We start from the raw sequence: 20,418 nt of genomic DNA, 5'->3' as shown, positions 1-20,418 counted from the left end.
CCGCCGGGGAGCCCCGGCGGGTCCGTCCGGATGGCTCAGGCGGCCCCGCGGCGGGCGGAGGCGAGGCCGGGCGGCGCCGTGGCGAGGGCCTGCTGGATCGCCTCGACGAGCGCCACGGCCGCCTCCTCCGTCAGCTCCACCGCCACCCGCGCGGACGGCCCCTCGCCCGGATTGGTGAAGTCGATGTTCACCGTGTGCTCCTGGCAGGCGTGGTACGGGTGATCGACGTAGACGAGGCCCTCGCGGAGGGTGAACCACCCGGAGGCGCCCTTGGCCGCGCCGTCGAGCTCGATCTTCTCGGTCAGGTACGTGCACATGACGGGCTCCTGTCAGGCGGCCAGGTGGCGGCCGTAGAAGTCGAAGATCTTCTTCCAGCCGTCCATCGCGGCGCCGGGCCGGTAGGAGGGCCGGTCGACCGCGAAGAACGCGTGCCCGGCGCCGGGGTAGCTGTGGAACTCGTGCTCCTTGCCCAGTTTCTCCAGCTCGGCCGAGAGCACGCCGACCTCCTCGGGCCCCGGGTACTGGTCGTCCGCGCCGAACAGGCCCAGCAGCGGACAGGACAGATCGGGCGCCAGATCGAGCACCGGACGGGCCTTCATCGGCGACGCCGCGGGCGGGGCGTTGACCACGAACGCGCCGTAGCAGTCGACCGCCGCGTCGAGCCGGAGCGAGCACGCGGCCATGAACGCCTGGCGGCCGCCGGAGCAGTATCCGATCACCCCGATCTTCCCGTTCGCCCCGTCGAGCGAGTTCAGGTAGGCGGCGGAGCCGCCGACGTCGCCCACGAGCTGCTCGTCCGGGACGCCGCCCTTGGCCCGCGCCGCGGCGGCCTGGTCGTCGGGGCTGACGCCGGCTCCCTCACGCGAGTAGAGATTCGGGCAGACCGCCGCGTACCCGTGGGCGGCGAACGTCCGCACGATCGCCTTGGTCGCCTCGTCGTACCCGGGCATGTGGTGGATGACCACCACGCCCCCGCGCGGCCGGTCGCCGAGCGGCCGTGCGAGATACGCCTCCAACTCGGCCGACTCGTGTCCCGGATAGGTCACGGTGCCCGCCCATAGTGCGTCGTCCATGCCATTCCCTGTGATGATCGAGGATGATCCGACCAGAAAAGCTGAATACATTTGTCACGTTTTGTCCACCCGGCGGCCGTCCAGCAACGAGGCCGCCGCGCCCACGATCATCATGACGGCGGCGGCGCAGAAGACGACCACCAGCCCCTGGTGGACCGGGCCGGAGATCAGGTCCGGGAAGAACCGGTTCCCGGTCAGGCGCGCCTGCGCCGCGGGTGGCAGGCCGTTCATGACGTCCGGCGGCAGCAGCGTCCGGATGGGGTTGTAGCCGAGGAACGCGGCGAACACGCTGCCGACGGGCGGCAGACTTCCAACCGCGGCGGCGGCGCCCGCCGGCACGCCCGCCGCCTCCAGGCCCGAGGTGAGCGCCTGCGGCAGCCGGGCCGCGAGCCCGACGATCAGCAGGGAGAAGAAGACGCCGATCGACAGGGCCTGGCCGGAGTTCTGGAAGGTCCCGCGCATTCCGGCGGCGGCGCCCCGCTGGCCGGCCAGCACACTGCTCATCACCCGCGAGGTGTTGGGCGAGGAGAAGACGCCGGAGCCGACCCCGTTCAGGGCCAGCAGCAGGGCGAACGCCCAGTAGGGGAAGTCGACCGGCAGTGCCAGCAGCCCGACGAAGGTGACCGCGGTGAGGATCAGGCCGCCCGAGGCGAACAGCCGCTGGCCGTACCGGTCGGACAGGTGCCCTGACACCGGACCGGCGGCCAGGAAGCCCAGCGTGAGCGGCAGCATGTAGATCCCCGCCCACAGCGGGGTGTCCTCGTAGGCGAAGCCGTGCAGCGGCAGCCAGATGCCCTGCAACCAGATGATCAGCATGAACTGCAGGCCGCCGCGGCCCACCGCCGACAGCAGGACGGCCAGGCTGCCCGCCGAGAACTGCGGGATCCGGAACAGGCTCAGCCGGAACATGGGCTCGGCGACCCGGGTCTCGATGACGCAGAACGCCGTCAGCAGCACGACGCCGCCCGCGAGGCCGCTCACCACCCACGGGTTGGTCCAGCCCGTGGCGTGGCCGCCGTACGGCTGGATGCCGTACGTGATCGCGGCGAGCAGGACGCCGAGCCCGGCGGCGAAGGTGCAGGCCCCGGCCCAGTCGACCCGGGCCGGCCGCCGCTCGCCCAGCTCGCTCAGCGAGGCGTACGACCAGATCGTGCCGGCCAGCCCGATCGGCACGCTGACCAGGAACACGGCCCGCCAGTGCCACTCCGACAGCAGGCCGCCGGCGACCAGGCCGAGGAACGACCCGGCGATGGCCGCGACCTGGTTGACGCCGAGGGCCGTGCCGCGCTGCCTGAGCGGGAACGCGTCGGTCAGGATCGCGGTGGAGTTCGCGAAGAGCATCGCGCCGCCGACGCCCTGCACGACGCGCCAGCCGATCAGCCACACGGCTCCGGCGCCGCCGCGCAGCGGGTCGAGCGACAGGCCGACCGAGGCGACCGTGAAGATCACGAATCCACTGTTGTAGATCTTGACCCGGCCGAACATGTCGCCCAGCCGGCCCGCCGGGACCACCAGGATCGCCGACACCAGCAGGAATCCCATGATCATCCACAGCAGGTAGCCGACGTTGCCCGGCTGGAGCGGGTTGAGCCCGATGCCCCGGAAGATCGCGGGCAGTGAGATGATGACGATCGACGAGTTCACGGTGGCCAGGAGCATGCCCAGGGTCGTGTTCGACAGCGCCACCCACCGGTATCGGGGGTGATCCCGGTCGAACCGCCTCGCCCGGCCGCCGGTCGCCGCCTCCGCCGCGACGGTCCCGGGCCCGCTCGTCTCCGGCATGCGCCGTCACCTCCCTGCCACGTACGTTAGTACTTGCTTAGCCTAACTAAATGACAGGGTGGCGCTCTTCCCGGGCGGCGTGGGACGGCCCAGACCGGGGGAGGGGCGGCCCGGACCGGGAGAGGGGACGGCGGCGGCCGGCCCCTCCCTCCGGGCGCGGCCGCTACTTCAGGCCGCGGTAGCGGCGGATCAGGGCGTTGGTCGACGAGTCGTGCGACAGCTCGGGCTCGGCCTCCGACTGGAGCTGCGGCGCGATCCGGCCCGCGAGCACCTTGCCGAGCTCGACGCCCCACTGGTCGAAGGAGTCGATGTCCCAGATGACGCCCTGGGTGAAGACGATGTGCTCGTAGAGCGCCACCAGGGAGCCGAGCACGCGAGGGGTGAGCAGCTCGGCCAGCAGCACGTTGCTGGGCCGGTTGCCCTCCATAACCCGGTGCGGGACGACCTCCGGCGCCGTCCCCTCGGCCCTGACCTCCTCCTCCGTACGGCCGAAGGCGAGCGCCTGCGCCTGCGCGAACACGTTGGCCATCAGCAGGTCGTGGTGGGCGCCCAGCGGGTTGTGCGTCCGGCCGAAGCCGATCAGGTCGGCCGGGATGAGCCGGGTGCCCTGGTGGAGGAGCTGGTAGAAGCTGTGCTGCCCGTTGGTGCCCGGCTCGCCCCAGTAGACCGGCCCGGTCGCGTAGTCGACGGTGCGGCCGTCTACCGTGACGTGCTTGCCGTTCGACTCCATCGTGAGCTGCTGGAGATAGGCGGGGAACCGCTTCAGATACTGCTCGTACGGCAGCACGGCGACGCTCTCCACCTGGAAGAAGTTCACGTACCACACGCCGAGCAGCCCCATGAGGACGGGCAGATTCTCCGTGAGCGGGGCAGTGCGGAAGTGCTCGTCCATCTCGTGGAAGCCGTCGAGCATCTCGTGGAAGTGGTCCGGCCCGATGGCCAGCATGGTCGACAGCCCGATGGCCGAGTCCATCGAGTAGCGCCCGCCGACCCAGTCCCAGAAGCCGAACATGTTCTCCGTGTCGATGCCGAACTCGGCCACCCGCTCGGCGTTGGTGGACACCGCGACGAAGTGGCGGGCGACCGCCTCCTCCGTGCCCAGCTGCCCGACCAGCCAGTCGCGGGCGGAGCGGGCGTTGGCGAGCGTCTCCTGCGTGCCGAACGTCTTGGACGAGACGATGAAGAGCGTCTCGTCGGCGAACAGGTCCCGGGTCGCCTCCGCCACGTCGGTCGAGTCGACGTTCGAGACGAAGCGGAAGGTGAGGTCGCGCCGGCTGTAGTGCCGCAGCGCCTCGTAGGCCATGACGGGCCCCAGGTCGGAGCCGCCGATGCCGATGTTGACGATGTTCCTGATCGGCTTGCCGGTGTGCCCCTTCCACTCACCCGACCTGACCCGCCGGGCGAAGCCGGCCATGCGGTCGAGGACCTCGTGCACCTCCGGCACCACGTCGGCGCCGTCTACGACGAGCGAGGACCCGCGCGGCATGCGCAGCGCGACGTGCAGGACCGAACGTCCCTCCGAGACGTTGATCCGGTCGCCGCGGAACATCATGTCCCTGCGCTGCTCCAGCTCGGACTCCCGGGCGAGGTCGACGAGCAGGCGCAGCGTCTCGTCGGTGATCCGGTTCTTCGAGTAGTCGAGGTAGAGGCCGGCCGCCTCCGCCGTCATGCGCTCGCCGCGTCCGGGATCCTCCTCGAAGAGGTCGCGCAGGTGCCGGCCGCCGATCTCGGCGTGGTGATGCTCCAGCGCCTTCCAGGCGGCGCGGTCGCGGAGCGGGCTGATCGGCATGGGTGTTTCCCTCCAGGCGGGGTGACCGCCCGACCCGGGCGGTCAGTGTCCGATGTCCTCCGAGAGAGCATCCTTCCCCATGTGGCCCGTACGGCACGCATCCGGTCACCGGTGGCCGGCCACGCTAGCTCAGGTGCCCTGACGGGGCAGGTCTCCGGCGGCGCGGCGGCGTCGTCCGGCGGCGGCGAGGGCCGTCGCGCGGGCCGCCTCGGTCGGCGAGAAGGGCAGCTCCGGCCGCCGGGCGAGCAGGGTGCCCACCCCGTCGACCGGGAGGCGCAGGGCGGTGTCCTCTTCGTCCCCCGCCTCCCCGTGCGGTCCCGTCCCGGCAGGGTCGTTCCAGCGGACGTCGGAGGTGCGCAGCAGCTCGCGCATGGCGGGCAGGAGCTCTCCGGGGTCGTCCCGCACGCGGTCGGCCAAGAGGAGCGCCTGGATGCCCGGATCGATGAGATCCTTCACCTGGGCCGGGACGATGACCGCGTCCGCGCCTCCCGCCCGCTCGACCGCGTTCCGCAGGTCGTGCCACGTGAGGCGGGCCGGCGCCTCGATCACGAACTCGTCCAGCGCCTCACAGGCCCCCTGGGCGAGCGTGTCGCTGCCGGCCGGGGCGATCTGCAGGGAGAGGATGCTGCAGCGCAGTGCGGCGAAGGCCCCCGACAGTGCGGCCAGCGCGCCGGGACGCTCGGCGACCCGGGCCCGGACCCGCCAGAGGATCATCACCTCGGCCCGTCCCCTGCCCCGGCGCAGCCGGGCCCTTACGCCTCCTGAGGCCGACAGCTTGCGGTGCAGGGCCGAGCCGGCGATCAGCGCCGAACCCACCCCGATCAGGACGACCGGGCCCGGGTCGCGGTGGCCGAGCAATGTAGTGAGCACGTGGGCGAGCCCGACGGCGACGAAGAGCGCGGCCAGTTCCGCGATCTCCCGCGCCCAGGTGCGCGTGTGGCCGGCCTGCGAGACACGTCCGTGCACGGATTTCCTCGGTTCGCTCATGTCGCCCGAGTCTCACAACCCGCCGTTACGTGATTACTCTTGGTGCGGTTTCCCGGCGATCAATTCACTCTCACCGCGACGGCCGCGCCCGTGCCGGATGCGACGAGACGGTTTCCTCCGGGTGTCCGGCAGGACTGATCAGCACTGGGCGAGCGGGAGGGCGGGGCGTCAGCTCCGGGCGAGCCGGGGAAGCAGGACGGACGCGATGACGATCATCGCCGTCGCCGCGGCGACCAGCACGCCGTAGTCGAGCGCGAGCCGGGCCGGGGTGCCCGCGAGCAGGCCACGCAACGCCTCGACCTCATAGCTCAGCGGGTTGATGTGGTTGACGACCTGCAGCCAGCCCGGCATGAGCTGGACCGGATAGAGCGCGTTCGACGCGAAGAACAGCGGCATGGTGATGGCCTGCCCGATACCCATCAACCGGTCGCGAGAGAGGACCAGCCCGGCGATCGTGATCGACATGCAGCAGAAGAACGCCGATCCGAGCAGCAGGGCGACCACCACCCCGGCGTACTTCAGCGGGTTAGCGGTGAGGTGGACGCCGAGCAGCAGCGCGAGCAGGAGCACCACCACGGCCTGGGCGACGGCCCGCACTCCCGCTGCGAACGCCTTCGCCGCCACGAGCGCGATACGCGGGGTGGGAGTCACCAGCAGCTTCGACAGCACGCCCGCGTCGCGCTCCCAGATGATCTGGATGCCGTAGAAGATCGCGATGAACAGCGCGGACTGCGCAAGGATGCCGGGCGCCAGGAAGTCGAGGTACGGCGTCGAACCGGTGGGGATGGCCCGGATCCGGGTGAAGACCTGGCCGAACACCAGCAGCCACAGGGCGGGCTGGACGGCCCGGGTGACCAGCTCGGTGCGGTCGTGGCGGAGCTTCTGCAGCTCCACCAGGCACATGGTGAGGGTGCGCGAGACGGCCGTACGGACCAGGTCGAGCGGACCCGGCTCAGCCGACACGGCGGGCGGTACGACGAGTTGCGCGGACATCCCGCATCCCTCCGTTCTCGAGATCTCCGGCGAGATCGTCGCCGGTGTGATGGCGGAAGACGTCGTCGAGCGTGGCCCCGGGGCCGAGCGCCGACTTCAGCTCGGCGGGGGAGCCCACGGTGCGCACCCGGCCCCGGTGCATCAGCGCCACCCGTTCGCAGTGCTCGTCGGCCTCCTGCATCGAATGGGTGGTGACCAGCACGGTCATGCCGGTGGCGGACCGGACGGCCTCGATCCGGTCCCACACGCCTTCGCGGGCGACCGGGTCGAGGCCGACCGTCGGCTCGTCGAGGATCAGCACTCTCGGCGCGCTGACCAGGGCCTGGGCGAGCTCGAGGCGGCGCACCATGCCGCCGGAGTAGGTCTTCGCCTGACGATCGGCGACGTCCGCCAGGTCGACCGCCTCCAGGACGGACGTGACCTGGGCGGCCCTCGTCCGCCGCGGCAGGTCGTAGAGGCGGGCGAACAGGGCGACGTTCTCCCGCCCGGTGAGTGTGCCGTCCGCCGACAGCTGCTGCGGCACGTAGCCGATCAGGCGGCGTACGGCGGTACGCTGGCGGGCCACGTCCCGGCCCAAAACCTCGATGGTGCCCGACGGGACCGGCAGCAGCGTGGTGATCATGCGAATGGTGGTCGTCTTCCCGGCGCCGTTCGGCCCGAGCAGGCCGAACACCTCGCCGGGCTCGATCTCCAGGTCGAGGCCGTCGACGGCGACGGTCTCGCCGAAGGCGTGGCGGACGCCGGAGCACCGCACGGCGGGAGTCACTCGTCCTCCTCTTTGGCGAGTTCGGCGATCAGGTGGCGCAGGGCCGGAAGGGCCGCCTCGACGGCGGCGATCTCGTCCTCCGGCAGCCGGGTCAGCGCGTCGCCGACCAGCCGCAGGCGGGCACTGCGCCAGCGGGACATGCGCTCGGCGGCGGCCTCGGTGACGAAGAGCCGGGCCGCGCGGCGGTCGGCCGGATCCACCTCGCGCCGCAGCATGCCGGCCTCGACGAGCTGGTTCACCAGGGTGCTCACCGAGTTGCCGGCCAGGTGCAGCGTGCGGGCGGCGAGGGCCACTCCGATGCCGGGGTCGGTCTCGACGAGGCGCAGCAGTTCGACCTGCGCTCCGCGCAGGCTGGGGCCGGGCAGGTCCTGCCGCAGCCGGCGGCGGATCACCCGGCGGAATCCGAGCACGACCGCCGACAGTTCCTCGGCCGTGCCGTCGAGATGGTTCACGTTCACAGGCCCGACATTACCTCTTAGTCAGAGGTATTTTGGCAGGGGGGTCCCCGGACCGCCCTCGGAGAGGTCTCGGACGGGTCCGGGGCCCAGAGGGTGGCGGGGCCCCCTCGGGAGCGTCAGGGCGTGACGGTGACGCCCTTCCAGAACGCGATCCGGCCCCTGATCGAGCTCGCCGCGTCCTTCGGCTCCGGGTAGTACCAGGCGGCGTCGGCATTCGTGGCGCCGTCGACCTCAAGCGTGTAGTAGGACGCCGTCCCCTTCCACGGGCAGACGCTGTGTGTGTCCGACTCCCGCAGGACGTCCGCCTTCACGGCGTCCCTGGGGAAGTAGTGATTGCCCTCCACGACCACGGTGTCCTCGCTGTCCGCGATGACGACGCCGTTCCATGTCGCCCTGGCCATGCCGTCATTCCCCTCGTTCCGGTGCCGGGTGGTCCCGGCACGTGTCTCGAAGTCCGTTCGTCACCGTAACGCCGGGATCGGCACCGGCCATGCCGGTTTGGCGAGGTCTGGGCATGGTTCGACAAAAACAGTGGACAGATGCCCGGTCGAGCGATGAAACCCGACATATATTCACCAAATGGACATTGAGTGCCTCCTCGGGGACTTCCTCCGTGCCCGGCGCGCGACCACTCTCCCCTCACAGGCGGGGCTGCCCGTCTCCGGCTCCCGGCGGACGCCCGGGTTGCGGCGTGAGGAGGTCGCGATGCTGGCCGGGGTGAGCACCGACTACTACGTCCGGCTCGAACAGGGCCGGGAGCGCAGTCCGTCGGACCAGGTCCTGCGGTCGCTGGCCCGGGTGTTCCGTCTCGGCGACGAGGCGACGGATTATCTGTACCGGATCGCCGGGCCCGAAAGGCCGGTCGACATGGCGGCCGTCAGCGGGGAGGTGAGCCCCAGGCTGATGCAGATCATGCGGAGCTTCCGGCACGCCCCGGCCTACCTGATGAACCACCGGCTGGACCTCCTCGCGTTCAACTCGCTGAGCCAGAGGTTCTACGGCTCGTTGGTCCGCTACAACAACTGCATCCGGGCGATCACCCTGAGCGCCGAGGCGCGCGAGTTCTTCACCGACTGGGAGCAGGCCATCCGGGACAAGACCGCCCGGCTCCGCGCCGGCGTCGCGATGGCCCGCCACGATCCGCGGCTGCACGAGCTCGTGGACGAGCTCACGGAGGCGAGCGAGGACTTCCGGCGGGTGTGGGCCCGGCACGAGGTGCTGCCCGGTCCCGGTACGGAGATGAGGCGGGTGCGTCACCCCCAGGTGGGGGAGCTGTCGTTCACCAATCTGATGGTGACCGTGGGCGGCGCGCCCGGGCAGTACCTGGGGGTCGTGCTGGCGGGGCCGGACAGCGCGTCGGAGCGGGCACTGGCGGATCTCGCCGAGGACTCATCGGCGGTCGACTCCTGAAGTGCCGGTCCGGCCGACGATCTCCCCGCAGTTGTCCCCGGGGCGGGAGGCCGCTTGGCGGCTCCGGCGTAGGGTGACTGCATGGGACGGACGATGAGGTTCACGGCGACCGTCACCAAAGAGGGGGACGGCAGGTACCGCGCCCGGTGCGTGCAGGTCGAGGCGGCCTGCCAGGGGCACACGGTGGACGAGGCGCTGACCAGGCTCAGGCTGGAGCTGGAGCGTTACTTCCGGCACAACCCCCTCCCGTCGGTCCCCCCGGAGCAGCCGGTGATAGTGCCGATCGAGATCGACATGCCGGCCTGACGCCGTTCCCGGCCTCCCGGCGGAGTCTCCTCGGTGAGGCCGCTGATGCCCATGTTTGACCGGACATTGATCGTCGGATGCGTGGCGGTCCGGCCCCCGGCGCTTACGGTCGTGATCGTACGTTCATGACCTCGGGGGAGTCTCATGCCCATCTGCAGTGCCGTACTCACCGCCGCCCTCCTCTCCGGGCCGGCCGCCGCCGCGCCTTCCGAGCCGCCCCCCGCGGTTCCCAAGGCGGCGGCCAAGAAGATCGACAGCACGCCGGCGGGAGCCGCCGACCGGCCGTTGGCCACGCTCCCGCTGAAGCCCGCACTCCCGCCCCGCCCCCACGAGGCGGTCCAGCCCGAGATCGCGCCCGCTCCCGAGAAGCCGGCGACGCGGCCGGTCATCAAGCCGATCGCCGAGCACGTGGCCAAGCCGGTCACCATGCCGATCACCAAGCCGGCCGCCATGCCGGTGATCAAGCCGATCACCAAGCCGATCACGAAGCCGGCCGCCATGCCGGTGACCAAGCCGGTCACCAAGCCGGCCCTGGATCTGCCGCAGGTGTCCGGCGCGGCGCAGGCGGGGAACGTGCCGCAGGTCGCCGCCCCCGTTATGCCGGCGCAGGCCGTGGGTGGCCAGAACGCCGCGGTCGCCCAGAAGGCCCCTGGCGGGACCCCGGCCAAGACGCGGACGACCGGTGACGCGCTCGCGTCGATGTTCGACCCGAGGACACATGACCTGCTGATCGACCCGGCCCTGTCCGGGACCACCAGCGGTGTCCCGCTGAAGCCGTTCGTCCTGCACTCCGGAGACGGCGTACAGGTGGCGAAGGTGTACCCGGTGTTCACCAAGACCCGCCATCGGGCCGTCGCGCACCACGTGAAGCGGCCGGCGAAGCCGGGGCGCTGACGGTCCCGGCCCGCTCACGCGGGCGTCGCCGGTGTCCTGTTTGGACCGTTCCCGGCCGCCGACCCGCATCGACCTCTCATCTACGAAGGAACACGAAGCAAATGAAGTCACGTCTTCTCGCCCTGTCCGCCTTCGCCGCGGCGCTGGCGCTGTGCACGTCATGCGGCGGCCAGAGCGCCACCACGTCGGCGGCCCCGGCCGCCGCCAACGAATCGGAGACCGCCTCCGAAGGCGCCACCGCGGAGACCAGCCAGAGCGAGTCGGCCACCGCGTCGCCCGGGGCGTCGGCGACGCCCTTCGGCCCGGGCTGTTCCTCGCTGCCCGCCTCGGGTCCGGGCAGCGCCGCGGAGGTGGCGAAGCAGCCGGTGGCCACCGCGCTCGCGTCGATCCCGTCGCTGTCGACCCTCGCGAAGGCCGTGAAGAAGGCCGGTCTGGTCGAGACGCTCAACGCCGCGGACGGCATCACGGTGTTCGCCCCGACCAACGAGGCGTTCGACAAGATCCCGAAGAAGAAGCTCGACCAGGTGCTGGCCGACCGCAAGGCGCTCACCACGCTGCTCAGCTACCACGTGGTCAAGGGGCGTAAGTCGCCGTCGGACCTGCAGAGCGGGAAGGTCAGCAGCCTGCAGGGCAGCGATCTGACGGTTTCCGGCTCCGGGGACAACCTCAAGGTCAACGACGCGAACATCGTCTGCGGAAACGTGTCGACCCGCAACGCCACCGTCTACATGATCGACAAGGTTCTCATGCCGAGGTGATCCCGGCCTCGAATCAGCATGCCTTCCGAGGGGCGAGCCGCCGTGCGGCTCGCCCCTCGTTCGCGTCTCCGGCTGCTCCCGGGCGGCGGTCCCGCGGATGATTGCGCGATCAATGTCCCTGAAGCGGCTGATCCTCTTATTTGACCGGACACTGAGCGTCGGGTCCGTGATCGCCCGTCATGCGACGCATAGCGTCGTGCTCGTACCGTCCAACCATCAACGGGGGAATCTCATGCCTATATGCACGGCTGTCATTGCTGCGGCCCTTCTGTCCAGCCCGGTCTCGTCCACGCCCGCCGACCCGGTGCCGGCCTCGGGCGCCAAGGCCGGCGTCGCGCCGGGCAAGCAGATCGCACAGCTCGCCATGAAGAACCCGGAGGAGCCCGAGCTGATCGCCGGCAAGGCGATGGAGCTGCTCAAGGGCAAGGGCACCAAGGTCGGCCCCACGTCCTCCGGGAGCACCCAGCCTCGCCAGAACGCCAACGGCGACGGCGGCAGCGGCGAAGGCGGGCCGCAGGACGTCTTCCTGACCGGCGGCAACAAGCCGATGAGCTTCGGCGGCAGCAAGCCGAAGATCACCGGCGACTACGCGCCCGAGAAGGGCGACAGCATGCCGGACAGGGACGACTCCGCGCCGGCCAAGGACGACGCAGCGAACGACGGGTTCGGCATTCCCACCATCACCAAGGCCAACAAGCCGCTGAACTCCTCCTCCTCGAAGGCCCCGGGCAAGCAGTCGATGATGCCGGCGGTCTTCGGCGAGCAGTTCGCCAGCTCCTTCGCCTGGCCCAAGGTCAAGGACCAGGCCAAGGCCAAGGCGAAGGACACCGGCCGGGCGCTGAGCAAGGACGCCAAGAAGTCCGCCGGCAAGGACGACGACTGGTGGAGCGACTGGAGCTGAACCGTCGGAGCGGACAGGGGTGAGCCGGGCGCGCCGGCTCACCCCCTGTCGTTCCCGGCGGTCGTTCCCGGCGGGTACGGGAGGACCGGCGGCCCGCCGCGCACGCCGCGGTCAGCCGTGGAGAAAGGCGAGCACGGCATCGAGGAACGGGCCGGGCGCCATCGCGTGGACGAGGTGCCCGGCGGGGATCGTGACCACGCGGCAGTCGGGGATCCACTCCGGCATCCGGGCGGTCCGTTCCTGCGGGATGTGGCTGTCCGGGCCACCCGCGACGACCAGAGCCGGGGCGGTGATCCGGCGGAGCCCGTCAAGCCAGGCGGGGTCGGGGTCGTCGATCTGCGCCCGCACGGCCGTGACCATCGCCCAGTCGAAGGCGAGCGGACCCTCCGGCCGCTCCGGGACGGTCCTGGGCCTGGGCAGCGGCGGCGGCACGTCCTCAAGCACCAGCCGCCGCACCCGGCGGGGCTGCGCCTGGGCGAACAGGTAGGCCACCGCTCCGCCCATCGAGTGCCCGACCAGATCAACCTGGTCGAGCCCCAGGGCGTCGAGCAGCGCGGCCACGTCGTCGCGCATCAGCTCCAACGAGTAAACCCCCGGCCACTCGCTGCCGCCGTGCCCCCGCAGGTCAGGGCCGTACACCCGGTGCCCGGCGGCGGCGATCTCCGAGGCCACCCGGTCCCAGCCGGCCGCGTCCTCGCCGAGCGCGTGCAGCAGTACGACGGGGGAGGACCCCTCCTCGCCCCAGACGCGGTACGCCGTCCGGATCCCGTTCGTGGCGACGGTGTGCTGACCGGCGGTGTGCTGATCGACCATGCGCGGACCCTACCGCCGGCGGTCCGGCGTCACTCCCGCGGGTTGTCGTAGGCGACCACGAGGGCGCCGCCGACGAGGTCGACCCGGATCAGGGCGCCGTCGCGGACGTCGCCCGCCACCAGGGCCCGGGCGATGCGGGTCTCGACGTCGCGGGCGATGAACCGGCGCAGCGGGCGCGCGCCGTACACGGGGTCGAACCCCTGCCGGGCGATGAACCCGGTCGCCTCCTTGGTGATGTCCAGCGTCATCCGGCGCTCGGCCAGCCGCTCGCGGATCTCGCCGAACATCAGCTGGACGATCCGCGCGATCTCCGGCTCGGTCAGCGGCGTGAACAGGACCGTCTCATCGATGCGGTTGAGGAACTCGGGGCGGAACCGCGCCCGCAGCTCCCCCATGACGAGCTCGCGCGCCTCGGGGTCGATCTCGCCCGCCGGTCCGGGACGCTCCATCAGGTACGGCGATCCGATGTTGGACGTCATGATCAGAATCGTGTTGCGGAAGTCGGCCGTACGGCCCTGGGCGTCGGTGAGCCGCCCGTCGTCGAGCACCTGCAGCAGGGTGTTGAACACGTCCGGGTGGGCCTTCTCGATCTCGTCGAACAGCACGACGGAGTACGGCTTGCGCCGGACCGCCTCGGTGAGCTGGCCGCCCTCCTCGTAGCCCACGTAGCCGGGAGGGGCGCCGACCAGGCGGCTGACGGTGTGCCGCTCCTGATACTCGCTCATGTCGACCCGGATCATGTTGTCCTCGGTGTCGAACAGCGCCTCGGCCAGGGCCTTGGCCAGCTCCGTCTTCCCGACTCCGGTCGGCCCGAGGAAGATGAACGAGCCGATCGGCCGGCGGGGGTCCCTGATGCCCGACCGGGCCCGGATGATCGCGTCGGCGACGGCCTGGACCGCCTCGTCCTGACCGATCACCCGCTCGTGCAGGATCTCGTCGAGCCGCAGCAGCTTCTCCCGCTCACCCTCCTGCAGGCGGCTGACCGGGATGCCGGTCCACCGCGACACGATGCCCGCGATCTCGTTCTCGGTCACCACCTCGCGCAGCAGCCGGTGACCGTTCTGCTTGCTCTCCAGCTGCTCCTCGGCCGCGCGCAGCCTGCGTTCCAGCTCGGGCAGCCTGCCGTGCCGCAGCTCGGCCGCGCGGTTGAGGTCGTACTCGCGCTCGGCCTGCTCGGCCTCGCGCCGCATCGCCTCGATCTCCTGTCGGAGCTGCTGCGCCCTCCGTACGGCGTGCCGCTCGGCCTCCCACTGGGCGCGCATGGCGCCGGCCTGCGCCCGCAGGTCGGTCAGCTCCCTGCGGAGGGTCTCCAGGCGTTCCGCGCTCGCCGGGTCGTCCTCCTTGGCCAGCGCGGCGTCCTCGATCTCCAGCCGCATCACCCGGCGGGTCAGCTCGTCCAGCTCGGCCGGCATCGAGTCGATCTCCGTACGGAGCATCGCGCAGGCCTCGTCGACCAGGTCGATCGCCTTGTCCGGCAGGAAGCGGTCGGAGATGTAACGGTGGCTGAGCACCACCGCCGCGATGATCGCGGAGTCCTGGATCTTCACGCCGTGGAAGACCTCAAGCCGCTCGCGCAGCCCGCGCAGGATCGAGATCGAGTCCTCCACCGACGGCTCGTCGACGAAGACGGGCTGGAACCGGCGCTCCAGGGCGGCATCCTTCTCGATGTGCTTGCGATACTCGCCGACCGTGGTCGCGCCGATCATGTGCAGCTCGCCGCGGGCCAGCATCGGCTTCAGCATGTTGCCCGCGTCCATGGCGCCCTCCGCGGCGCCCGCCCCCACCACGGTGTGCACCTCGTCGAGGAACAGCAGGATCCGCCCCTCCGACGAGGTCACCTCGGTCAGCACGGCCCGCAGCCGTTCCTCGAACTCGCCGCGGTACTTGGCGCCGGCGAGCAGCGCGCCCAGGTCCAGGCTGAAGATCGTCTTGTCCTTGAGCCCCTCGGGCACGTCTCCGCGGGCGATCCGCTGGGCGAGGCCCTCCACGATCGCCGTCTTGCCGACGCCGGGGTCGCCGATCAGCACCGGGTTGTTCTTGGTCTTGCGCGAAAGGATCTGCACCACCCGCCGGATCTCGCCGTCCCGGCCGATGACCGGTTCGAGTTTGTCCGCCCGGGCCGCCGCCACCAGGTCTCGCCCGTACTTCTCCAGCGCCTCGTAGGCGACCTCGGGGTTGGCGGAGGTCACCCGCTGGTTGCCGCGCACCTGGGCCAGGATCTCCAGCAGGCGGTCCCGGCTCAGCCCCTGGCCGCGCAGCAGGCGGCCGGCGGCGGAGTCGACCCCCTCTTCCACCAGCGCGGCCAGCAGATGCTCGACCGAGACGTACTCGTCCCTCAGCCTCCCGGCCTCCCGTTCCGCGGCGTCCAGTAGCCGGGACAGCCTCTGGGTGACGTACACCTGCCCGGGTGCGGCGCCCGGCCCGCCGACCCGCGGCCGCCGGTCCAGCTCCGACTCGACCTCCAGCCGCAGCTTGTCGGGATCGGCCCCCGCCCGGGCCAGGAGCCGCGGCACGAGCCCCTCGGGCTGGCGCAGCAGGGCAAGCAGCAGGTGTTCGCCGTCCACCTCCTGGTGGCCGTACCGGCCCGCGGCGGTCTGGGCGTCGTGCAGGGCCTCCTGCGACTTCTGCGTGAGGCGGTTCAGGTCCACGGCGTGCCTCCAGTGGTTCCCGTACGGGCCCGGAGGGCGGCCTCGAGTTCCGCGATGCGGTCGAGGAGGTCGGCCACCAGCCCGAGCGAGGCGTAGTTGACGGCGAAACCGGCGTGCAGGCGCTGCAGCCGTCGCGCGGCGGCGACCTGGGACGGCGGGAAGCACAGGTCGCCGGACGCGTCCCGCCACGCCTCGAGCAGGCCGAGGGCGACCAGCCTGCGGACCAGGTCCGGATGCAGTCCGGCCGCCCGCGAGAAGGATTCGAGCCTCCTGTGCGGGAGCGGTACGAGTGGCTGGGCCGACTGGGTGGTCTGGTTCGCCTGGGTCGCCTGGGTCACGGCCGCCTCCTCGGGACACCGCGGGGATCGAATTCCGACACACTGGCCAGCTGCTCGAACAGGCGGCGCTCCGCGTCCGTCGGCGCGCGGGGAACCACGATCCGCGCTTCGGCCAGGACGTCGCCGGGAGTGCCGCGCGGGTTGGGCATGCCCTGTCCGCGGAGCCGCAGGCGGCGCCCCGACGAGGTGCCCGGCGGCACCCTGACCTTCGTCTCGCCGCCCGGCGTCTCGACGGCGACGGTGGCGCCGAGCGCGGCCTCCCAGGGAGCCAGCGGCAGGTCGACGTGGATGTCGCGCCCTTCGACCCGGTAGCGGGGATGCGGGGAGATCCGGACGACGAGGTAGAGGTCGCCCGGCGGCGCGCCTCCGCTGCCCGTACCGCCCTGCCCGGCGAGCCGGACGCGCTGGCCGTCGGTCACCCCGGCGGGGATGTTCACCTCGAAACGGCGGGTCCCGCCCCGGCCGGGCAGGGTGATGGCTCGGCGTCCACCGCGGTAGGCCTCCTCGACCGTGAGCGGCAACTCGGCCTCCTGGTCGCCTCCCGGGACCGGGCCCCAGCGGCGGCGGGCACGGTCCGCCCCGCCCCGGCCGCCGAACACGCCGCCGAGCAGGTCCTCCAGATCGATGCCTTCGAAGCCCTCGCCTGCGCCGAACCGGATCTCCTCCCCGCCGGGACCGCGGGCCCGGCCGGGGGCCGCCCCGGCGCGGGCCCGCGCGTACGCCGCGGGGTCCACGTCCTCGGGCACCTGGCGGAAGCCGGGCCCGAAGGCGTCGTACCGGCGCCGCGTCGCCGGGTCGGACAGCACCTCGTACGCCTCGGAGACCTCCTTGAACCGGTCCTCGGCGCCGGGGTCCTTGTTGACGTCGGGGTGATAGGCGCGGGCCAGCCGGCGATAGGCCCGCTGGATCTCCTCCTGGCTCGCCGTCCTCGGCACGCCGAGAGCCTCGTAGAAGTCCCCGGCCGCCATCAGTCCGCCGTCCCGGTGGCGACGACCACGGACGCGGGCCGCAGCTGGCGGGTGGCGTCGCCGTAGCCGGGCCGCACGACGGCCACCACGGTGCCCGGCTCGGCGCCGGGGGTGTCCGCCGTGCTCACCGCCTCGTGACAGGACGGGTCGAACCGCGCCCCGAGATCGTCCCGGCGCGGGTAGCCGAGACTCCGCAGCACGCCGACGGCCTGGTCGCGGACCGCGCGCACGCCCTCGATCACGGCGCCCGCGTCCCCCTCCGCGTGCTGGAGCGCCAGCTCCAGGTTGTCGACGACCGGGAGCCACTCGGCCGCGACCCGGGCCCGCTCGGCCTCCCGTTGCCGGTCGAGCTCCTGGGCCGCGCGCTTGCGCGCGTTGTCGAGATCGGCGACGGCCCGCAGCCACCGGTCCCGCAGCTCGGCGACCTCGTCGGGCGGCCCCGTCCCTGCCTCCGGCTGCGGCTGCGGCCGCATTGGCTGTGGAGCTTCCGGTGGCGCCGTCTGTGGCGCTTCCTGTCGTGGTGGCTCTGGCGTGCGGTCGGTCATGTCACTCCGGGCTCGTGAACTCCGCGTCGATGACGTCCTCGTCTTCCGGCCCGGGCCGGCCCTCCTCCCGCGGCCCACGCGCGGAGCCGGGACCGGGGCCGCCGTGACCGCCACTGGCACCCGCACTGGGGGCGGTCACGCCGAGGCCGTGGTAGACCTGCTGCAGCTCGGCCGTGAGCGAGCGCATCCGGTCGAGCGGCACCTCCTCCTTGACGGACTGCCGGGCCTCCACCACGAGCTGGTCGGCGCGGGCCTTCTCGTGGAGCGGCACGGCGTCGCCCAGCTCGGCGACGCGCCGTTCGACCTGGTAGGCGATCGAGTCGAGCTCATTGCGCGCGTCGATCGTCTCCCGGATCCGGGCGTCCTCCGCGCGGTGCCGTTCGGCGTCGGCGACCATCCGGTCGATCTCGCTCCGGTCCAGGTTGGAGCTCTCGCTGATCGTCACGCGCTGCTCGGCGCCGGTGTCCTTGTCCTTGGCGGAGACGTTCAGGATGCCGTTGGCGTCGATGTCGAAGGTGACCTCGACCTGCGGCACGCCGCGCGGGGCGGGCCTGATGTTCTCCAGCCGGAACCGGCCGAGCACGCGGTTGTCCGCCGCCCGCTCGCGCTCGCCCTGCAGGATGACCACGTCCACGGCCGACTGGTTGTCGTCGGCGGTGCTGAACGTCTCCGTACGGCGGGCCGGGATCGTCGTGTTCCGCTCGATGATCTTCGTCATGACCCCGCCCAGGGTCTCGACGCCGAGCGACAGCGGGGTGACGTCGAGCAGCACGACGTCCTTGAGCTCGCCCTTGATGATCGCCGCCTGCACGGCCGCGCCCAGCGCCACCACCTCGTCGGGGTTGACGGTCATGTTCGGCTCGCGGCCGGTCAGGCGGCGCACGAGGCGCTGGACGGCCGGTGTCCGGGTGGCGCCGCCGACCAGGATGACCTCGTCGAGATCGTCGGAGGTGAGCTTGGCGTCCGACATGGCCTGCTCGACCGGCGCCCTGAGACGCTCGATCAGGTCATGCGTGATCTCCTCGAACGTCGACCGCATCAGGGTGGTGCTGAGGTGCTTGGGCCCGTTGGCGTCGGCGGTGATGAAGGGGAGGCTGACCTGTGTCTGTGCGACCGCGGACAGCTCCACCTTGGCCTTCTCGGCGGCCTCGAAGAGCCGCTGCAGCGCCTGCGGGTCGCGCCGCAGGTCGATGCCCTCCAGCCGCTGGAACTCGTCGGCGAGATGGTCGACGACGCGGCGGTCGAAGTCGTCGCCGCCCAGGTGGGTGTCGCCCGACGTGGCGCGGACCTCGATGACGCCCTCGCCGATGTCGAGCACGCTCACGTCGAAGGTCCCGCCGCCCAGGTCGAAGACGAGGACCGTCTCGTTTCCCTTCTTGTCGAGCCCGTACGCCAGCGCGGCGGCGGTCGGCTCGTTGATGATGCGCAGGACCTCCAGCCCGGCGATCTTCCCGGCGTCCTTGGTGGCCTGCCGCTGGGCGTCGTTGAAGTAGGCGGGCACGGTGATGACCGCCTCGGTCACCTTCTCGCCCAGATACTTCCCGGCGTCGGCGACGAGCTTGCGCAGCACGAACGCCGAGATCTCCTCGGGGGCGTACCGCTTGCCCCGCACATCGAAGCGGGCGGCGCCGTCCGGCCCCGGCACCACGTCGAACGAGACCGCCTTGATCTCGTCCTGGACCTCGTCGAACCGCCGCCCGATGAAGCGCTTGGCCGAGTAGATCGTGCCCTTCGGGTTGAGAATCGCCTGACGGCGGGCCATCTGCCCGACCAGCACCTCGCCCTGATCGGTGAACGCCACCACGGACGGAGTCGTCCGCGACCCTTCGGCGTTGGCGACGACGTCCGGCTGACCGTCCTGGGTGGTCGCGATGACCGAGTTGGTGGTGCCGAGGTCGATGCCCACTGCCTTCGCCATCTCCTCATCCCCTTCGCGTCCTCGCGCGGGCTCGGCCGCGTGGGCTGCCTCGGCGGTCCGGCCGGTCCAGTCGGGCGAACGGCGGCCGCGTCCGCCGGGGCGCCCCAGGGGTGAGCCGCCGATGGGGGGCGCCGACGACTGCTTCCGCTGCAATGCGGCGCGATGACCGCCGGATACCGTCTCGTCCCGCTCGCTTCTCGTGACGCAGAGTCACGTGATCAATGCGAGCCCGTGGGCTCACACGAAAGACGTCCGCCCTTGGAGCGGTTCACCCGAATTGTGCCCATGCGCCTGTCGGCGTTATCGCCACCGAATACCCGCCCGATCAAATTGCCCGGCAAGCTTGGGCAAAGTGGGCACTCCGGTGACGGGCGTAACGAGGTCGCGGAGCGTCGGGGGGCCGTGCGGAGGCCGTCCAAGGGCTGCCGGCGGAAGCCTCACCGCGTGGGTGCCGCGTGAGTGCCGCGTGAGTGCCGCGCGAGGAGAGGAACCCGTCGCCACCCGTGGCGATCTCCGTCCCGGCCCGCCCGTCCGCGAATTTTTGTAACCGGTTTCAATTTAAAGTTCGATTAAGGTTTCAAGGTATAGTCATTTGCGTCTCGTTATCTGAGCCTGACTTGACATAGAGGTTGGCAATTATGTGAGATTGCCGTCTCAGGTGACGCTCTTTCGTCACCGGAGTCGTGCCGCACGTCTCGCCAGTCACCTGTACTTTCCGATGCCGGAGGAGAACACGAGTGCCTGTCGCGCCAACGCGCCGGCTCGAGAGTTACGCGTGCCATCGGGGCCTGGGCACGGACAGTGCCATGGGCACGCCTCTCCAGGGAGGGGGAGGCTTCCCGGAGGATCCTCGCGTGTGGGGGCGCCGCGGCCGAGCCGGTCGCGCGGGTCTTCCTCCGCCGGATCCAGCATCGATCGCCGGGTGCCCGGCGCGGTGGCGGGAAGCGAGTCCGGTGAGTTCGCCTGCGATCACTATTACCGCTGGCGGGAGGATGTCGATCTGATGAAGGAGCTGGGGGCGGGGGCCTACCGGTTCTCGGTGGCCTGGCCGCGGGTGTTCCCCGACGGGAC

At 71.4% G+C, this 20,418-nt stretch carries 20 protein-coding genes and 1 pseudogene; 6 read left to right on the top strand and 15 right to left on the bottom strand.

What is annotated here, in order from left to right:
• Nucleotides 1–35 precede the first annotated feature (35 nt).
• From JOL79_RS23985 to JOL79_RS23945, 9 genes are all read right to left on the bottom strand, one after another.
• Nucleotides 36–317 (bottom strand): DUF6295 family protein, encoded by a 282-nt coding sequence (locus tag JOL79_RS23985; RefSeq protein WP_210158158.1) that lies wholly within the window; start codon nucleotides 315–317, stop codon nucleotides 36–38.
• A gap of 12 nt (nucleotides 318–329) precedes the next feature.
• Nucleotides 330–1,073 carry a dienelactone hydrolase family protein gene (locus JOL79_RS23980; RefSeq protein WP_210158157.1) on the bottom strand — a complete coding sequence of 248 codons (744 nt, stop codon included), beginning with the start codon at nucleotides 1,071–1,073 and terminating at the stop codon, nucleotides 330–332.
• Nucleotides 1,074–1,127: 54 nt separating this feature from the next.
• Nucleotides 1,128–2,855: an MFS transporter gene (locus JOL79_RS23975; protein ID WP_210158156.1), complete on the bottom strand. Its 1,728-nt coding sequence runs from the start codon at nucleotides 2,853–2,855 to the stop codon at nucleotides 1,128–1,130.
• Nucleotides 2,856–3,018: 163 nt separating this feature from the next.
• The gene (gene pgi / locus JOL79_RS23970; protein WP_210158155.1) at nucleotides 3,019–4,644 is read right to left on the bottom strand and encodes a glucose-6-phosphate isomerase; all 1,626 of its coding nucleotides are present in this window, start codon (nucleotides 4,642–4,644) and stop codon (nucleotides 3,019–3,021) included.
• Nucleotides 4,645–4,773: 129 nt separating this feature from the next.
• Nucleotides 4,774–5,610 (bottom strand): ACT domain-containing protein, encoded by an 837-nt coding sequence (locus tag JOL79_RS23965; RefSeq protein ID WP_210158154.1) that lies wholly within the window; start codon nucleotides 5,608–5,610, stop codon nucleotides 4,774–4,776.
• A gap of 189 nt (nucleotides 5,611–5,799) precedes the next feature.
• Complete coding sequence (locus JOL79_RS23960; protein WP_210158153.1) at nucleotides 5,800–6,624, bottom strand: ABC transporter permease; 825 nt, start codon at nucleotides 6,622–6,624, stop codon at nucleotides 5,800–5,802.
• Nucleotides 6,584–7,390, bottom strand: coding sequence for an ABC transporter ATP-binding protein (locus JOL79_RS23955; protein ID WP_210158152.1), 807 nt, complete (start codon nucleotides 7,388–7,390; stop codon nucleotides 6,584–6,586). The genes JOL79_RS23960 and JOL79_RS23955 overlap by 41 nt, the downstream gene beginning before the upstream one ends.
• A complete protein-coding gene (locus tag JOL79_RS23950) occupies nucleotides 7,387–7,848 on the bottom strand; it encodes a MarR family winged helix-turn-helix transcriptional regulator (protein ID WP_307848694.1) in 462 nt (153 codons plus the stop codon). The genes JOL79_RS23955 and JOL79_RS23950 overlap by 4 nt, the downstream gene beginning before the upstream one ends.
• A 116-nt stretch (nucleotides 7,849–7,964) precedes the next feature.
• On the bottom strand, nucleotides 7,965–8,249 hold the full coding sequence (locus tag JOL79_RS23945; protein WP_210158151.1) for a DUF427 domain-containing protein: 285 nt from the start codon (nucleotides 8,247–8,249) through the stop codon (nucleotides 7,965–7,967).
• Between the two features lie 178 nt (nucleotides 8,250–8,427).
• Here JOL79_RS23945 and JOL79_RS23940 point away from each other — a divergent pair, with 178 nt between their 5' ends.
• The 5 genes from JOL79_RS23940 to JOL79_RS23920 all read left to right on the top strand — a co-directional run bounded on the left by JOL79_RS23940 (nucleotide 8,428) and on the right by JOL79_RS23920 (nucleotide 12,117).
• Nucleotides 8,428–9,258 (top strand): helix-turn-helix transcriptional regulator, encoded by an 831-nt coding sequence (locus JOL79_RS23940; protein ID WP_210158150.1) that lies wholly within the window; start codon nucleotides 8,428–8,430, stop codon nucleotides 9,256–9,258.
• An 81-nt stretch (nucleotides 9,259–9,339) separates the two neighbouring features.
• Nucleotides 9,340–9,564, top strand: a complete 225-nt coding sequence (locus JOL79_RS23935; protein ID WP_210158149.1) for a type II toxin-antitoxin system HicB family antitoxin — start codon at nucleotides 9,340–9,342, stop codon at nucleotides 9,562–9,564.
• A 144-nt stretch (nucleotides 9,565–9,708) separates the two neighbouring features.
• Entirely contained in the window at nucleotides 9,709–10,458 is a 750-nt protein-coding gene (locus JOL79_RS23930) for a hypothetical protein (protein WP_210158148.1), read from the top strand.
• A gap of 101 nt (nucleotides 10,459–10,559) precedes the next feature.
• Nucleotides 10,560–11,216 (top strand): fasciclin domain-containing protein, encoded by a 657-nt coding sequence (locus JOL79_RS23925; protein ID WP_210158147.1) that lies wholly within the window; start codon nucleotides 10,560–10,562, stop codon nucleotides 11,214–11,216.
• 232 nt (nucleotides 11,217–11,448) lie between these two features.
• The gene (locus JOL79_RS23920) at nucleotides 11,449–12,117 is read left to right on the top strand and encodes a hypothetical protein (protein ID WP_210158146.1); all 669 of its coding nucleotides are present in this window, start codon (nucleotides 11,449–11,451) and stop codon (nucleotides 12,115–12,117) included.
• A 111-nt stretch (nucleotides 12,118–12,228) separates the two neighbouring features.
• Here JOL79_RS23920 and JOL79_RS23915 read toward each other — a convergent pair whose 3' ends face one another.
• From JOL79_RS23915 to dnaK, 6 genes are all read right to left on the bottom strand, one after another.
• Nucleotides 12,229–12,930: an alpha/beta fold hydrolase gene (locus tag JOL79_RS23915; RefSeq protein WP_210158145.1), complete on the bottom strand. Its 702-nt coding sequence runs from the start codon at nucleotides 12,928–12,930 to the stop codon at nucleotides 12,229–12,231.
• 29 nt (nucleotides 12,931–12,959) lie between these two features.
• Entirely contained in the window at nucleotides 12,960–15,578 is a 2,619-nt protein-coding gene (gene clpB / locus JOL79_RS23910; protein ID WP_210158144.1) for an ATP-dependent chaperone ClpB, read from the bottom strand.
• Complete coding sequence (locus JOL79_RS34310) at nucleotides 15,569–15,916, bottom strand: chaperone modulator CbpM (RefSeq protein WP_210158143.1); 348 nt, start codon at nucleotides 15,914–15,916, stop codon at nucleotides 15,569–15,571. Before JOL79_RS34310 ends, clpB begins: the two co-directional genes overlap by 10 nt.
• Nucleotides 15,913–16,884: a DnaJ C-terminal domain-containing protein gene (locus tag JOL79_RS23900; RefSeq protein ID WP_210158142.1), complete on the bottom strand. Its 972-nt coding sequence runs from the start codon at nucleotides 16,882–16,884 to the stop codon at nucleotides 15,913–15,915. Before JOL79_RS23900 ends, JOL79_RS34310 begins: the two co-directional genes overlap by 4 nt.
• Nucleotides 16,884–17,357: a nucleotide exchange factor GrpE gene (locus tag JOL79_RS23895; RefSeq protein ID WP_210158141.1), complete on the bottom strand. Its 474-nt coding sequence runs from the start codon at nucleotides 17,355–17,357 to the stop codon at nucleotides 16,884–16,886. Before JOL79_RS23895 ends, JOL79_RS23900 begins: the two co-directional genes overlap by 1 nt.
• A gap of 73 nt (nucleotides 17,358–17,430) precedes the next feature.
• Nucleotides 17,431–19,347 (bottom strand): molecular chaperone DnaK, encoded by a 1,917-nt coding sequence (gene dnaK, locus JOL79_RS23890; RefSeq protein WP_210158140.1) that lies wholly within the window; start codon nucleotides 19,345–19,347, stop codon nucleotides 17,431–17,433.
• A gap of 919 nt (nucleotides 19,348–20,266) precedes the next feature.
• Between dnaK and JOL79_RS34305 the strand changes: the two are divergent.
• Nucleotides 20,267–20,418 (top strand): annotated as a pseudogene (locus JOL79_RS34305) (family 1 glycosylhydrolase); the annotation flags it as partial.

This window comes from Microbispora oryzae, from assembly GCF_017896165.1.
Lineage (GTDB): Bacteria > Actinomycetota > Actinomycetes > Streptosporangiales > Streptosporangiaceae > Microbispora > Microbispora oryzae.
This window is presented reverse-complemented; position numbering and strand designations above follow the sequence as displayed.

Bases quoted from the DNA above. Each gene is read 5' to 3' on its own strand.
- JOL79_RS23985 (WP_210158158.1), bottom strand. From the start codon at position 317: ATGTGCACGTACCTGACCGAGAAGATCGAGCTCGACGGCGCGGCCAAG.
- JOL79_RS23980 (WP_210158157.1), bottom strand. From the start codon at position 1,073: ATGGACGACGCACTATGGGCGGGCACCGTGACCTATCCGGGACACGAG.
- JOL79_RS23975 (WP_210158156.1), bottom strand. From the start codon at position 2,855: ATGCCGGAGACGAGCGGGCCCGGGACCGTCGCGGCGGAGGCGGCGACC.
- pgi (WP_210158155.1), bottom strand. From the start codon at position 4,644: ATGCCGATCAGCCCGCTCCGCGACCGCGCCGCCTGGAAGGCGCTGGAG.
- JOL79_RS23960 (WP_210158153.1), bottom strand. From the start codon at position 6,624: ATGTCCGCGCAACTCGTCGTACCGCCCGCCGTGTCGGCTGAGCCGGGT.
- JOL79_RS23945 (WP_210158151.1), bottom strand. From the start codon at position 8,249: ATGGCCAGGGCGACATGGAACGGCGTCGTCATCGCGGACAGCGAGGAC.
- JOL79_RS23940 (WP_210158150.1), top strand. From the start codon at position 8,428: ATGGACATTGAGTGCCTCCTCGGGGACTTCCTCCGTGCCCGGCGCGCG.
- JOL79_RS23935 (WP_210158149.1), top strand. From the start codon at position 9,340: ATGGGACGGACGATGAGGTTCACGGCGACCGTCACCAAAGAGGGGGAC.
- JOL79_RS23930 (WP_210158148.1), top strand. From the start codon at position 9,709: ATGCCCATCTGCAGTGCCGTACTCACCGCCGCCCTCCTCTCCGGGCCG.
- JOL79_RS23925 (WP_210158147.1), top strand. From the start codon at position 10,560: ATGAAGTCACGTCTTCTCGCCCTGTCCGCCTTCGCCGCGGCGCTGGCG.
- JOL79_RS23920 (WP_210158146.1), top strand. From the start codon at position 11,449: ATGCCTATATGCACGGCTGTCATTGCTGCGGCCCTTCTGTCCAGCCCG.
- JOL79_RS23915 (WP_210158145.1), bottom strand. From the start codon at position 12,930: ATGGTCGATCAGCACACCGCCGGTCAGCACACCGTCGCCACGAACGGG.
- JOL79_RS23900 (WP_210158142.1), bottom strand. From the start codon at position 16,884: ATGGCGGCCGGGGACTTCTACGAGGCTCTCGGCGTGCCGAGGACGGCG.
- JOL79_RS23895 (WP_210158141.1), bottom strand. From the start codon at position 17,357: ATGCGGCCGCAGCCGCAGCCGGAGGCAGGGACGGGGCCGCCCGACGAG.
- dnaK (WP_210158140.1), bottom strand. From the start codon at position 19,347: ATGGCGAAGGCAGTGGGCATCGACCTCGGCACCACCAACTCGGTCATC.